This window comes from Streptomyces sp. NPDC101776 (genome assembly GCF_044766845.1).
Classification (GTDB): domain Bacteria; phylum Actinomycetota; class Actinomycetes; order Streptomycetales; family Streptomycetaceae; genus Streptomyces.
The window spans coordinates 866,181-879,589 of record NZ_JBIWMV010000001.1; the positions used below are offsets into that span (position 1 = coordinate 866,181).

At 71.8% G+C, this 13,409-nt stretch carries 10 protein-coding genes; 5 read left to right on the forward strand and 5 right to left on the reverse strand.

Translation table 11 applies throughout. The features are described 5' to 3' along the window. Positions 1-65: 65 nt before the first annotated feature. Positions 66-2,678 carry a CHAT domain-containing protein gene (locus ACIRRY_RS03755; protein ID WP_403967522.1) on the reverse strand — a complete coding sequence of 871 codons (2,613 nt, stop codon included), beginning with the start codon at positions 2,676-2,678 and terminating at the stop codon, positions 66-68. 100 nt (positions 2,679-2,778) lie between these two features. Here ACIRRY_RS03755 and ACIRRY_RS03760 point away from each other — a divergent pair, with 100 nt between their 5' ends. Genes ACIRRY_RS03760 through ACIRRY_RS03770 form a run of 3 tightly spaced genes read left to right on the forward strand, consistent with a single transcriptional unit; the run spans position 2,779 to position 5,392 of the window. Continuing rightward, positions 2,779-4,215: a S8/S53 family peptidase gene (locus ACIRRY_RS03760; protein WP_403967524.1), complete on the forward strand. Its 1,437-nt coding sequence runs from the start codon at positions 2,779-2,781 to the stop codon at positions 4,213-4,215. Continuing rightward, positions 4,212-4,850, forward strand: coding sequence for an RNA polymerase sigma factor (locus ACIRRY_RS03765; protein WP_403967526.1), 639 nt, complete (start codon positions 4,212-4,214; stop codon positions 4,848-4,850). Before ACIRRY_RS03760 ends, ACIRRY_RS03765 begins: the two co-directional genes overlap by 4 nt. A 5-nt stretch (positions 4,851-4,855) precedes the next feature. Then, complete coding sequence (locus ACIRRY_RS03770; RefSeq protein WP_403967528.1) at positions 4,856-5,392, forward strand: hypothetical protein; 537 nt, start codon at positions 4,856-4,858, stop codon at positions 5,390-5,392. A gap of 67 nt (positions 5,393-5,459) precedes the next feature. Here ACIRRY_RS03770 and ACIRRY_RS03775 read toward each other — a convergent pair whose 3' ends face one another. Together ACIRRY_RS03775 and ACIRRY_RS03780 are read right to left on the reverse strand one after the other, a co-directional pair. Next, positions 5,460-6,683, reverse strand: coding sequence for a cytochrome P450 (locus tag ACIRRY_RS03775; RefSeq protein WP_403967530.1), 1,224 nt, complete (start codon positions 6,681-6,683; stop codon positions 5,460-5,462). 59 nt (positions 6,684-6,742) lie between these two features. Further along, entirely contained in the window at positions 6,743-7,573 is an 831-nt protein-coding gene (locus tag ACIRRY_RS03780) for an N-formylglutamate amidohydrolase (RefSeq protein WP_403967532.1), read from the reverse strand. Positions 7,574-7,657: 84 nt separating this feature from the next. On the opposite strand from ACIRRY_RS03780, the gene ACIRRY_RS03785 reads away from it, so the two are divergent. After that, positions 7,658-7,999 carry a DUF5713 family protein gene (locus ACIRRY_RS03785; RefSeq protein WP_403967534.1) on the forward strand — a complete coding sequence of 114 codons (342 nt, stop codon included), beginning with the start codon at positions 7,658-7,660 and terminating at the stop codon, positions 7,997-7,999. Between the two features lie 182 nt (positions 8,000-8,181). Here the strand turns inward: ACIRRY_RS03785 and ACIRRY_RS03790 are convergent, their stop codons facing one another. Beyond that, positions 8,182-10,401, reverse strand: coding sequence for an NADP-dependent isocitrate dehydrogenase (locus tag ACIRRY_RS03790; protein WP_403967536.1), 2,220 nt, complete (start codon positions 10,399-10,401; stop codon positions 8,182-8,184). 210 nt (positions 10,402-10,611) lie between these two features. Between ACIRRY_RS03790 and ACIRRY_RS03795 the strand changes: the two genes are divergently transcribed. Beyond that, positions 10,612-12,210 carry a M1 family metallopeptidase gene (locus tag ACIRRY_RS03795; protein ID WP_403967538.1) on the forward strand — a complete coding sequence of 533 codons (1,599 nt, stop codon included), beginning with the start codon at positions 10,612-10,614 and terminating at the stop codon, positions 12,208-12,210. Between the two features lie 42 nt (positions 12,211-12,252). Here the strand turns inward: ACIRRY_RS03795 and ACIRRY_RS03800 are convergent, their stop codons facing one another. After that, positions 12,253-13,350 carry a mechanosensitive ion channel family protein gene (locus ACIRRY_RS03800; protein WP_403967540.1) on the reverse strand — a complete coding sequence of 366 codons (1,098 nt, stop codon included), beginning with the start codon at positions 13,348-13,350 and terminating at the stop codon, positions 12,253-12,255. Between the last annotated feature and the right edge of the window lie 59 nt (positions 13,351-13,409).

A 13,409-nucleotide genomic window follows, 5' to 3' on the forward strand; every position in this document is an offset into this window, starting at 1 on the left:
GGCGGCCGACGGGCCCATCCGCCCACCCGGCGGGACGGTCAACAGCCTGGTCCGCCCCCGGAGGGTCAGGCCGCCCCGAACGCCGTGAACGCCCACCCCGTCGCCTGGTGCGTCGCGTCCCCCGGCAGCGCCGCCCGGGCGTCGCGCAGGGCCTCGGCCAGGGACAGGCCCGAGCTGAGGCCCTTGTGCAGGGCGAGCATCAGCGGAACCACCGCCGCGTCGTTGACCGGGGCGCTGCTCGCCACCACGCCCGCCGTGCCCAGCGGGAGCAACGCCGTGACCAGGCCCAGGAGTTCATCGGCTCCCACCGAGGCGAGGCGGGCGGTGTCGCAGCTGGAGAGGATGATGCGGTACGGGCTGCGGGCGAGGCGTTCGAAGTCGTGGACGATGAGCGGACCGTCGGCCATGCGCAGCGACGAGAACAGGGGACTGTCCGCGCGGAACGTGCCGTGGGCCGCGATGTGAGCCAGCGTCGCGCCGTCCAACTCGGCCAGCACCCGGGGGACTTCGGCGCCGTCGTGCTCCAGGACCGTGGGCCTGCCGTACCGGCCGGCCAGGTCGGGGACCTCGGCGCCACCGGTCGCGAGACCGGGCCCGCGCACCAGGACGTGCCGGCCGCCGGGCGGCGGTTCGGTGTCCAGGGAGCGCAGCCAACTGCCCGCCGACGGCGACACACTGAGCACCCGCTCGCGCAGCGAGGGCAGCAACGCCCAGGGAACGCGGTGGAGTCGGCCCGGCGGGACCACCACCACCGGTCCGGAGCCCAGGTGTTGAGCGGCCTCGCCGAGGAGCAGCTCCTCCAGACGTCGGCCCGCCGCCTCCACCACCGGGAGCCTGGCCTCCGCCCCGGGATGCGCCAGCCGCCGCAGCCCCGCCTGTACGTGTTCCGCCTCGGCCATCGCCTCCGCGAGCAGGCCCGCCTCGAAGCGACGGACCCGGCCCGCCCCGCACAGCAGGGCGTGCACCCGGCCGTCCACGACGGCGAGTTCGACCAGCCGCCCTTCGCCCAGGCGGGCCAGCAGCCGGGACGCGTCGAAGCGGTCGCCCTCGCCGGGGGAGTCGCCTCGCATACGGAGGGTGCGGGAGCGGATCTCCCGTTCCAGGCGCCGCTGTTCGCGCTCCAGGGGCGGAAGCGGGCGGCCCTTGCTGCGGGCCTCCTCCGCGCGGGCGGCGATCACGCGGAACGCCGTCAGATCGCTGAGGAGCGCGGGATCGGCCGGTGGCCTGGCGGGTGGGGTCGACAGCGCGGTCGCCCGCCAGCGCTCGCTCCACACCAACAGCTGCCGCGGACCGCCGGAGAGGAGGCTCGCGCGCTGGGCCAGCGCCGCCAGTTCGGCGCCCTGCGCGGTCGCCCGCGCCCGCAACTCCGAGGCGCCCAGGGTCGTACGGTGATCGTCGAGAACGTCGAGCCCGCGCCGGCACGCCTCCAGCACCCCGCGACCGGAACCCGCGGCCTGCGCGCGCAGCGCCTGTGCCGCCCAGCCGGTCATCCGGGCCAGCGGCGGGCCGCCGCGTCTGCTGCGGGCGGCCACCGCCAAGTGCCGTTCCGCGTCCGCCGTCCAGCCCAGCGCCAGCGCGATCCGGCCCGCGAGCAGCGAGGCCTCCGGAGCGGACGGCGAGCCGAAGCCGGCCAGCCGGTCGGCCACCGCGGCGGCGTCCGCCACCAGCCGTCCGGACGCCCGCCCGGCCGCCAACCGGGCCTCGATCAGCACCAGTTGGGCATGCGTCTGCCACCAGGTGCGCCGCTGCGCGGCGAACAGCCGTACCGCCACGGCCGCGCGCGCTATCGCCCGCTGCGGATCGTCCGCGAGCCGCGCGGCCCGGGCGGCCACGAGCAGCAACTCCGCCTTGCGGGTGGACTGACCGCCGATGCCGTCGAGCAGCCCGACCGCCGTGTCCGCGTGCGCCAGCGCCTCCCCGGCCAGACCCGCGCTCATCAGGACCTCGCAGCGGCGGATGGTCAGCATGAACGTCGGGGTGGCGAGCTTGGCGTACATCTCCTCCGCCTCGTCGAGCAGTTGGAGCGCCACCGGGATGTCGCCCGACCGGAACTTGGCCAGCCCCCGGCTCTCCACCGCGTCGGCCTTGTCGTGCTCCTGGCCGGTGGTCTCCCACAGCGACTCGGCCGCCGTGAAGTCGGCGTCGGCCCGGTCCACCGCGCCGAGCGCGAGATGCACGGTGGCGCGCAGGGTGAGCGCCCGCGCCGTCCAGATCGTGTCGTCCACCTGCCGCAGCACGGGAATCGCCCGCCGTACGTCGTCCAGCGCCTCCGGATGGTGTCCCAGCACCCACCAGACGTACGCCCGCCGGTACAGGACCCGGGCCCGGGTCTGCCCCGTGCCCCGGGCGATGCCCCGCTCGAAGGCCTCCAGGCCCTGCCGGGTGCGTCCGGCGTGCACCAACGCCACGCCCAGCGTGCCGAGGACGTCCGCCTCGCGGTCCGCCGAGTCCGCGCGGGCCGCCAGGTCGCGGGCGCGCCGCAGATGGTGCAGGGCGAGCCGTAGATCGCCGAAGTCCCGCTGCCAGATGCCGATCACATGGTGGGCCACGGAGGCATGGAACGGCGTCGGATCGCCGTCGAGGACCTCCCGCGCACCGGCCAGCGCCTCGCCCGGATCCGCGAAGACCATCGGCAGCAGTTCGAGGACCGAGTCGCTTCCCGCTGTCACTCCTCCCATGCTAGTGGTCCCTGGTGCGGACCTCACAGGTTTGGTGCTGTATCAAGTAGCGGTCCGGCGGCTCTGATTGACGACCGCCGCCGTAGTGGGAGGACACGCCATGGCACCACAGCGATTCCACGAGCAGTTCGACCAGATCCAACGCTCGATGCCCGACATCCCCCTGGCGATGGGGCCGGACGACTCCGCCGAGTTCTTCTACGAGAAGGGCGTCGTGCTCGCCCGCGACGGCGAGGAGGCCCGCCTCGTCGAGGACACCGTCCGCACGCACTTCACCGCCGCCACCGACCTCACCGCCGACTCCGTGCGCCGGGCGGGCCCCGAGACCAACCGGTCCGGCATCACCCGTATCCAGGTCGGCGACCCTGGCCAGGGCGACCGGCGCGGCGACCACGCCGTGGCGAACGCGCTGCGCGCCCTGCGCGAACCGGAGGGCCGCACCGGCCGCCGGCTCGTCAGCCGCAACCACGTGGTGTCGATCGCCGTGAACGCCTGTCCCGGCGACGAACCCGTGCCCGCCCCGCGCTCCGAAGGAGCCAACCCGGCGCCCGCGGAAGCCGGTTACGACCCCGACACCGCCGTCGGCGTCCTCGTCATCGACACCGGGCTCATGCACGACTACCGGTCCTACCCGCTGCTCGCCCACGTCCAGGGCGACGCGCAGATCCGGGAGACCGACGACGCGGGAGTGCTCCAACAGTACGTAGGGCACGGCACGTTCATCGCCGGGCTCGTCGCGGCCGTCTCGCCCAACACCGCGGTGACGGTCCGCAACACCCTCAACGACGCGGGCGCCATCCTCGAATCCGACTTCGGCGAGGCCCTGTTCGCCGCCGTCGACCAGCACGGCTGGCCCGACGTCATCAGCCTCTCCGCCGGCACCTCCAACGGCCGCACCGACGGACTCCTCGGTGTCGAGGGCTTCATGCAGGCGCTGCGCGGACAGCGCACCCTCCTCGTCGCCGCCGCGGGCAACAACGCCAGCGCCACGCCCTTCTGGCCCGCCGCCTACGCAGACCTGCCCGACTACCAGGACGTCGTCCTCTCGGTCGGCGCGCTGCGCAGCGACGGCGAGTTCGGCGCCTGCTTCAGCAACCACGGCGCCTGGGTCAAGGCCTACGCCCCCGGCGAGCGGCTCATCGGCCCCCTCACCGGCTTCGACACCCCCACGCCGTACGCCTACCAGCACACCACCTACGACGCCTGCCGGTTCGGCTTCACCTACACCTGCACCTGCCAATCGCCTGCCCACAAGGGTGTGTTGAGCCAGGCCGGGGACGCCGAGCCGGGCAGCCCGGACCAGGTGACGTTCGACGGGTTCGCCCACTGGAGCGGCACCTCGTTCGCCGCGCCCGTCGCCGCCGGCATGGTCGCCGCCTTCATGACGGCGAACAAGGAGACCGACGCCCGCGCCGCCCGTGGCCAACTCCTCGCGGCCAACACCGAGTACGCCGAAGTGCGCGGGGCGCACGTACCGGCGCTGCGCCCACCCACCTGGCGCCCGGTCCCCGTCGTACCGCTCTCCCCTCCGGCATGAGGGCCGGAACCCTCCCCTCCACGGCGTACGATGACATGCCGTACACGAGGGGTGGCACAGTGGACCGTGCAGAGGTCGGCGCGCTCGTCCAGTCCGCCGTCGACGGCGACGCGGCGGCCTGGAAGGCGCTCGTGGAGGGTCTGAGCCCACTGGTCTGGTCCGTGGTGCGCTCCCACCGGCTCTCCGACGCCGACGGCCACGAGGTCTACCAGACCGTGTGGTTGCGCTTCTCCCAGCACCTGCGGCGCATCCGGGAACCCGAGAAGGCCGGCTCCTGGCTCGCGTCCACCGCACGCAACGAATGCCTGAAAGTGATCAAGAGCCTACGGCGGCTCATGCCCACGGACGATCCCCAACTCCTCGACCGCGTCAGCGAGGAGCGCACCCCCGAGCAGTCGCTGATCGACTCGGAGGAAGCGGCCTCCGACGCCGAGCGCGTCCGGCGGCTGTGGCAGGAGTTCGAGGAACTGGGCGAGCGGTGCAGGCAGTTGCTGCGGGTGCTGATGGCCTCGCCGCCGCCCAGCTATCTGGAAGTGTCCGCCGGCCTGGGGATCGCCGTCGGCAGCATCGGCCCGATGCGCCAGCGCTGTCTGCGCCGGCTGCGGGCCCGACTCGACGCCCGGGGGGCGGTGTGAACGGCATGCACGACGACGGGCCCGACGCTTTCGGCGCTTTCGGCCAGGAACCCTTCGACGACGAGGAGTTCGACGAGCGAGGGGACGAACCGGGCGACGGCGGAGGGGAGGACGCACTCCTGGAGGAGGAGCTGCGCCAGGCGGCCGCCGTCCTGGACCCGGTCCCCGCCGAGCTGCTCCAACTCGCCATGGACGCCTACACCTTCCACGACCTCGACGGCCGGCTCGCGGAGCTCACCTTCGACTCCCTGGTCGACGCCATCCCGGTCAGAGGAGCCACGGACGTCCCCCGCATGCTCACTTTCACCGCGGGCGCCCTCAGCATCGACGTGGAGGTGACGAGCGAGGGTCTGATGGGCCAGGTGATGCCGCCCCAGCCGGCCGGCATCGAGATCCTCGGCGGCTCCCGGGCCCCGCGCCCCACCGCCCTCACGGCCGACTCCATGGGCCGCTTCACCGGCGACGCGCCACCGACCGGCCCCTTCGCGCTGCGGCTGCGGGCCGGCGGGGAGGTCGTCGTCACGGAGTGGCTGCGGGCCTGAACGCCGGTGCGCGAGGACGGAGTTCGAGACGCTCCGTCCTCGCGTGCACGCCGTTGGCCGATAGCCGCTACCAGGTCACCGGCAACGTCTGCGGCCCCCGGATCATGGTCTTCCGGCGCCAGACGATCTCCTCGGCGGGCACGGCGAGTCGAAGCCCCGGGAGGCGGTCCAGCAGGGTGTCCACGAGGAGTTCCGTCTGGAGCCGGGCCAGCACCGCGCCGGTGCAGTAGTGCGCGCCGTTGCCGAGGGCCAGGTGCGGGTTGGGATCGCGGTCGACGTCGATGCGCTCCGGGTCCGGGAACACGGCCGCGTCCCGGTTGGCGGCGAGATAGGAGACGTAGACCGGGTCGCCCGCGCTGATGCGCAGACCGTGCAACTCGACGTCCTCCAGGGCGATCCGGGCCAGACCGACCGAGGAGCGGTGCGGGATGTAGCGCAGGAGTTCGTCCAACGCGGCTTCCCGTGACTCGGGTTGACCGCGCAGACGGTCCAGCAGGTCGGGCCGGGTGAGCATCAGGTACAGCATCTGGCCGCAGTTGTGGGTGACCGCCTCGCCGCCGATCTGCAGCGGGCCCGCCACCCCGGCCGCCTCCGGCTCGCCGATGTCGCCCCGGGCCACGGCGTTGCCGAGCAGGGAGTACACATCGGTGCCGTCGCTGTCGGCGCGGGCGCGGATGGTGTCGGTGATCCACGCGTACATGCCGTTCTTGGCGCGGTCGGCGGCCTCGGCGCCACCGGACGTGGAGATGATCTGCCGCGTCCAGGCGTGCACCTGGTCCCGGTCCTCGTCGGGCACCCCCATGACCTCGCTGACCACGGTGATCGGGAAGGGTTCCAGGACCCGCTCGATCAGGTCGGCCGGGGGCCCGTCCGCCACGACGCCGTCCACCAGCGCGTCGAGCAGTGACTGCGCCCGGGGCCGCAGCCGCTTCATCGCGCCGACCGTGAACGCGCCCGCGATCGCCTTGCGCAGCCGGTTGTGGTCCGGCTGGTCGGCGAACGCCAGTGACCCCGGGCGCGGCTTGAAGTGCGGTGCCATGCGCGTCACTTGACGCGTGGTGACCTCCGCGCGGCCGAACCGCGGATCGTTGGTGATCATCTTCACGTCGTCGTAGCGGGTGGCCAGCCACGCCCAGCCCTCGCCGTGCGGCAGCCGGATCCGGTTCAGCGGGCCCTCGCGCATCAGTTCCGCGAGGACCGGGTCGAACTCCGTCCCGGTCAGGTCGAGCGGGGGCCAGTCCCGGACGGGGGGCGGGGCCTGGCCGGTCAGCGTGGTGGTCTCCTCGGTCATGCTGTCCACCCTCGTACGCCCCCGGCCGCCTGTCCTGCGGGGCTGCTCCAGCCGGGAGGTCAGTCCGTCACGGCGGTCACGAGCGCCGCCAGCGCGGCGGCGAGCCGGGCGACGCCGGGGCCGTCGGGCGGGCCGCCGGGCTCCGTCATGTACGTGTCCCGGCGGATCTCCACCATCAGAGCACCGACCGCCGGCTCCTTGCCGTAGAACTCCAGCGGGACGTAGACCCCCCGGAACGGGCTGTCGAGCCCGGTCTCCCCGCGCCCCGCGAACGCGTCCCGCGCCGCCGACAGCAGGGCGGGCGGGGTGTGGAGGGTGTCCGTGCCCAGGCAGACGGCCGGCCGTGGGTCGCTGCCGTGCAGTTCGTAGGGGAGCGCGGCGGTGGGGTAGGAGTGCAGGTCGATGAGGACGGCCCGGCCCGTCGCGGCCAGCCGGTCGGCGACGGCCTCCGTCATCGCGCGGGCGTACGGGCGGAAGTAGCGGTCGAGCAGCGGCCCGGGATCGTGGTCGGCGGGCCGTAGGTCGGCGTGGTGCGTGGTGCGGGTGTAGACCGCGCCCATGCCCACGGAGAGCATCTCCTCGCGCTCGTCCGGGAAGCGTTCCGGATCGACGACCAGACGCGACAGCCGGTTCACGAACCGCCACGGGGCGACCGCACAGGCGCGTGCCGCCTCCGCGGCGATCCGGGCGGTGTGGCTGTCGGTGATGTGGTCCAGCTCGCGCTCCAGCGCCGGGTCGTCGAGCAGGAGATCCGCGCGGACGTCGGCCGGTATCTCCCGCGCGGAGTGCGGGACATGGAGGATCACGGGCGAGTCGGCGGCGCCGGGCAGCAGCTCGAAAGACGGCGAGGACGGCGAGGACGGCGCGGAGGGCGGGGAGGGCGGGGACACGGGCGGCTCCCGAGGGCGTTGTCAGTGGCGTGGTGCAGGATCAAGGTATCCGCATGGACGATCACGGACCGGGGGAGCAGCACCATGCCCGTCAGCAACGAGCAGATCACCGAGCACGCCTTCCTGCGCGGGCTGTACCGGGACGACTACTACCCCGACCACGTCGTGGACCTCGGCAAGGCGATCCTGCTGCGCCTGTGCGAGCGCATCGAGACGGAGAGCCCCGCCGACCTGCCCGCGCTGTACGCGCTCACCGAGGTCGCCACCGAGGAATTCAACGCGCTTCAGGACGACTTCGACGCGGCCGACAGCGAGATCGAGACCGTGGCCCGCGAGGAGATAGCCGAGGACTTCTGGTTCGTGGCCAAGGCGTACGGCTTCGCGGACGCGGACGTGGAGAAGCTGATCGCCGTCCGGGACTGGTGAGTTGCGCCGTCCCGGACTGGTGAGCCGCGCCGGCCGGGGCGGGGGAGTGGCGCTCCGCCCGGCGTCGGCGGCCGGCCGAGGTTCTGGCACGGGTGAGCCCGACTGTTCCCCGGAACGCGACCGCCCCGGCCGGAGGAGACCCCGGCCGGGGCGGAGGGCGGATGCCCTTCAGACTTCGTGCGTCAGCTCAGGGAAGCCAGCGCCTCGTTCCACGTCGTCGACGGACGCATGATCTTCGCGGCCTTGTCCGGGTCGGGCTGGTAGTAGCCGCCGATGTCGGCCGGGCTGCCCTGCACCGCGCCCAGCTCCTCGACGATCTGCTGCTCGGCTCCCGCGAGGGTCTCGGCGAGCGGCGCGAAGGCCTTCGCGAGGTCCGCGTCGTCGGTCTGCGCGGCCAACTCCTGCGCCCAGTACAGGGACAGGAAGAAGTGGCTGCCGCGGTTGTCGATGCCACCGACACGACGGGTCGGGGACTTGTCCTCGTTGAGGAAGGTCGCCGTGGCGCGGTCGAGGGTGTCCGCGAGGACCTGCGCGCGGGCGTTGCCGGTGAACGTCGCGTACTGCTCCAGGGAGGGGACCAGCGCGAAGAACTCACCGAGCGAGTCCCAGCGCAGGTAGTTCTCCTTGACGAGCTGCTGCACGTGCTTCGGCGCGGAGCCGCCGGCGCCCGTCTCGAAGAGACCGCCGCCCGCCATCAGCGGGACGACCGACAGCATCTTGGCGCTGGTGCCCAGCTCCAGGATGGGGAAGAGGTCGGTCAGGTAGTCGCGCAGCACGTTGCCGGTCACCGAGATGGTGTCCTCGCCGCGCCGGATGCGCTCCACCGACAGCTTGGTGGCCTCGACCGGGGCGAGCACACGGATGTCCAGGCCCTCGGTGTCGTGCTCCGGCAGGTACGCCTCGATCTTCTTGATCAGCTGGGCGTCGTGCGCGCGGGTCTCGTCCAGCCAGAACACCGCCGGGCTGCCGGTGGCACGCGCCCGCGTGACGGCCAGCTTCACCCAGTCCTTGATCGGGGCGTCCTTGGTCTGGCAGGCGCGGAAGATGTCGCCCTTGGCGACCGACTGCTCCAGGACGACGTTGCCGGCCTGGTCGACGAGACGGACCGTACCGGCCGCCGGGAGCTCGAAGGTCTTGTCGTGGGAGCCGTACTCCTCGGCCTTCTGCGCCATCAGACCGACGTTCGGCACCGAGCCCATGGTGGACGGGTCGTAGGCGCCGTGCGCGCGGCAGTCGTCGAGGACCGCCTGGTAGACGCCGGAGTAGGAGGAGTCCGGGAGCACCGCGAGGGTGTCGGCCTCCGCGCCGTCCGGGCCCCACATGTGACCCGAGGTGCGGATCATGGCCGGCATCGAGGCGTCGACGATCACGTCGGACGGCACGTGCAGGTTGGTGATGCCCTTGTCGGAGTCGACCATCGCGAGCGCGGGGCCCTCGGCGATCTCCGCGTCGAAGGACGCCTTGATCGCGTCGCCCTCGGGAAGCGCGGCCAGGCCCTTGAGGATGCCGCCGAGACCGTCGTTCGGGGAGAGACCGGCCGCGGCGAGCGTCGCGCCGTACTGCTCGAAGGTCTTCGGGAAGAAGGCGCGGACCACGTGGCCGAAGATGATCGGGTCGGAGACCTTCATCATCGTGGCCTTGAGGTGCACGGAGAACAGGATGTCCTCGGCCTTGGCGCGGGCGATCTGCGCGGTGAGGAACTCCCGCAGTTCGGCCACGTGCAGCACGGAGGCGTCGACGACCTCGTCCTTCAGGACGGGTACGGACTCGCGCAGCACGGTGGTGGTGCCGTCTGCGGCGACCAGCTCGATCTTCAGCGAGCCGGCCTCGGCGATCGTCACGGACTTCTCGGTGGAGCGGAAGTCGTTCTCGCCCATGGTCGCGACATTGGTCTTGGAGTCGGCCGACCAGGCGCCCATGCGGTGCGGGTGGGTCTTGGCGTACTTCTTGACCGAGGCGGGGGCGCGCCGGTCGGAGTTGCCCTCGCGCAGGACCGGGTTGACCGCGGAGCCCTTGATCTTGTCGTAGCGGGACTGGACGTCCCGCTCCTCGTCGGTCTTCGGGTCGTCCGGGTAGCTCGGCAGCGCGTAGCCCTGCTCCTGCAGCTCGGCCACGGCGGCCTTGAGCTGCGGGATGGACGCCGAGATGTTCGGCAGCTTGATGATGTTGGCCTCGGGCGTCTTCGCCAGTTCGCCCAGCTCGTGCAGGGCGTCCGGGATCCGCTGGTCCTCGGTGAGGTACTCCGGGAACACGGCGATGATCCGCCCGGCCAGCGAGATGTCCCGCGTGGTCACGGCGACACCCGCCTGCGAGGCGTACGCCTGGACCACCGGCAGGAAGGAATACGTCGCCAGGGCCGGGGCCTCGTCAGTGTGCGTATAGATGATGGTCGAGTCAGTCACCGGTGCTCCGCTCCACGTCTGCAACATTGCTCGACATCAAGATATCTCGTGATGCGGTACCGCTCGACAGCGGTCCGTCCGCACTGCGCGAACATCCGTCCGACGATTAAGGGCAACCGTTCGCCCGACCCCGTGGTCAGTAATGAGTGGATCACCTTCACTGACCGACGGCCGGAGCCGACCACCCGGCCGCCCGAGCGAAAGCGGATCATGAGAAATCGCACCAGAGTGACGGCCCCGGTGGCCGCCCTGATCGGTACGGCCACGGCACTGACCGTGGGTTCCCCGGCCTTCGCGGCCGGACGGGGGAGCGGCGACGCGGCGACCGTAGGGGGGAACGGCGACACCGCGACCGGACGGGAGACGGGCGACGAGGGCGCCGAGACCCTCGGCGACCCGGTGTACCCGAGCCTCGGCAACGGCGGCTACCGCGTCCGGTCCTACGACCTCGACCTCGCCTACGACGCGACGACGAAACTCGTCGACGGCGCGGTCACGATAGAACTGCGCACCACCGAGTCCCTGACCCGGTTCTCCCTCGACGCCCTCGGCCTCGACATCCACGAGGTCCGCGTCCAGGGCCGTAGGACGGATTTCGAGCAGGTCGACCAGAAGCTGCGGATCACGCCTGCCCGGACGCTCCCGGCGAAGGCCAGGGTCACCGTCCGCGTGGAGTACTCCGCCGACCCGGCCCGCGCCGCCGCGCCGACCGGCGGCTGGGTCGTCACTCCCGACGGTTTCGCGGTGTGCGGCCAGCCGAACCTGGCGCACACCGTCTTCCCCTGCAACGACCACCCCAGCGACAAGGCCGACTTCACGTTCCGGATCACCGTCCCGGACGGGCTGCGCGGGGTCGCCAACGGTCAACTGCTGTGCACCGAGCGGCTGGACGGCGACCGGACCGCGTTCAGCTACCGCTCGCGTTCACCGATGGCGACCGAGCTGGTGCAGATCACCGTCGGCGACTACGTCGTCAAGAACCGGCGGGGCCCGCACGGCCTGCCGCTGCGGGACATCGTGCCCACCGCGCGCGCCGCCGCCCTGGAACCGGCGCTCGCGCTGACCCCGGGCCAGGTGGACTGGCTGGAGCAGCGGCTCGGGGCGTTCCCGTTCGAGACGTACGGACTGCTGCCCTGCAATTCCGACAGCCCGACCGCCTTTGATTTCACGGGACTTGAGACCCAGACCCTCACCCTCTACAAGCCGAACTTCCTGCTCCAGGAGGAGAGCAGGATCGGCTCGCACATGATGCACGAGCTGGTCCACTCCTGGTTCGGCAACAGCGTCAGCCCCGCCACCTGGGCCGACCTCTGGCTGAACGAGGGCCACGCGGACTTCTACGGCCTGCTCTACCGCTACGAGCGCGGCTGGCCCGACTCCCTCGGCCTCACCACGATGGAGGCCCGCATGAAGGACACCTACGCGCGCGGCGACCAGTGGCGCCACGACTCCGGTCCGGTCGCGGCCCCCAACGAGGCCAACCTCTTCGACAGCCAGCGCTACTTGGGCGGGGTCCTGGTCCTGTACGCCCTGCGGGAGTTGATCGGCGAGGGCACCTTCCACGCCGTGGAACGCGCCTTCCTCGCCCGGTACCGCGACTCCTCGGCGACGACGGAGGACTACATCGCCGTCGCGTCGAAGGTCTCCGGCCAGAACCTGTCCGGCTTCCTGCGGGACTGGCTCTACGGTACGGCGACGCCGCGCATGCCCGGTCATCCGGACTGGACGGTGACGCCGGTGAACCCGTCCCTCACCGCCCCGCACGGCCGGACCGGCGGGCGCTCCCGCGACAACTCGGCGACGCTCTGAGGGAGTTGACCGGTCAGGGTAGGCAGAGCCGTCCTTGAGCGGTCAGTCGAGCCGGGCGGAGGGGACTTCGCCCGGCTCGTCCTCCGGGATCCGCTGCTGCGGTATGGCGATGGACCCCTGCTGGAGCGCCACCGTCCGCGTCGGTGCAGGAATGCGGATGCCCTCCTCCCGGTACCGCCTGTGCAGACGCTTGATGAACTCGTGCTTGATACGGAACTGGTCGCTGAACTCGCCGACACCGAGGATCACCGTGAAGCCGATCCGCGAGTCGCCGAACGTGTGGAAGCGGATGGCCGGTTCGTGCTCGGGGATCGCACCGGTGATGTCGGTCATGACCTCGGCGATGACCTCCATGGTCACCTCCTCGACATGCTCCAGGTCACTGTCGTAGCCGACGCCCACCTGGACCAGGATCGTCAACTGCTGCTCGGGACGCATGAAGTTGGTCATGTTCGTCTTGGCGAGCTGGCCGTTCGGTATCACGACGAGGTTGTTGGAGAGCGCCCGTACGGTCGTCTGGCGCCAGTTGATGTCCTCGACGTAGCCCTCCTCGCCGCTGCTCAACTTGATGTAGTCGCCGGGCTGGACGGTCTTCGAGGCGAGGATGTGGATGCCCGCGAAGAGGTTCGCGAGGGTGTCCTGGAGCGCGAGTGCGACGGCGAGGCCGCCGACACCGAGGGCTGTGAGCATCGGCGCTATCGAGATGCCCAGCGTCTGGAGCATCACCAGGAAGCCGATGGCGAGGACCAGTATCCGGGTGATGTTGACGAAGATCGTGGCCGAACCGGCGACCCCGGAACGGGAGTTGGTGACCGCCCGCACGAGTCCCGCTATCACCCGGGCCGCCGACACCGTCACGGCGAGGATGATCAGCACCTTGAGGCTCTGGTTGACCTGGTGCTGGACCGTGTGCGTCAACGGCAGGGCCGCCCCCGCGACCGCCGCGCCACCGGCGATCGCCGACCACGGCAGCGCGGTCCGCAGCGCGTCCACCATCACGTCGTCGCCGCTCCACCGCGTACGGTCCGCGTGCTTGCCGAGCCAGCGCAGCAGGACCCGCAGCAGGAACGCCGCCAACAGGCCCGAGGCCAGCGCTATTCCGGCCAGCATGAAGTCGTCCAGGGTCGGCGTGCGGTTCATCGGTCACCTCCGGGGAGCGGGACTGCGGCGAAAAGTGCCGCCGACGGCCGGATGTGCGA

Bases quoted from the DNA above. Each gene is read 5' to 3' on its own strand.
- ACIRRY_RS03765 (WP_403967526.1), top strand. From the start codon at position 4,212: ATGAGGGCCGGAACCCTCCCCTCCACGGCGTACGATGACATGCCGTAC.
- ACIRRY_RS03755 (WP_403967522.1), bottom strand. From the start codon at position 2,678: ATGGGAGGAGTGACAGCGGGAAGCGACTCGGTCCTCGAACTGCTGCCG.
- ACIRRY_RS03760 (WP_403967524.1), top strand. From the start codon at position 2,779: ATGGCACCACAGCGATTCCACGAGCAGTTCGACCAGATCCAACGCTCG.
- ACIRRY_RS03800 (WP_403967540.1), bottom strand. From the start codon at position 13,350: ATGAACCGCACGCCGACCCTGGACGACTTCATGCTGGCCGGAATAGCG.
- ACIRRY_RS03775 (WP_403967530.1), bottom strand. From the start codon at position 6,683: ATGACCGAGGAGACCACCACGCTGACCGGCCAGGCCCCGCCCCCCGTC.
- ACIRRY_RS03785 (WP_403967534.1), top strand. From the start codon at position 7,658: ATGCCCGTCAGCAACGAGCAGATCACCGAGCACGCCTTCCTGCGCGGG.
- ACIRRY_RS03795 (WP_403967538.1), top strand. From the start codon at position 10,612: ATGAGAAATCGCACCAGAGTGACGGCCCCGGTGGCCGCCCTGATCGGT.
- ACIRRY_RS03770 (WP_403967528.1), top strand. From the start codon at position 4,856: ATGCACGACGACGGGCCCGACGCTTTCGGCGCTTTCGGCCAGGAACCC.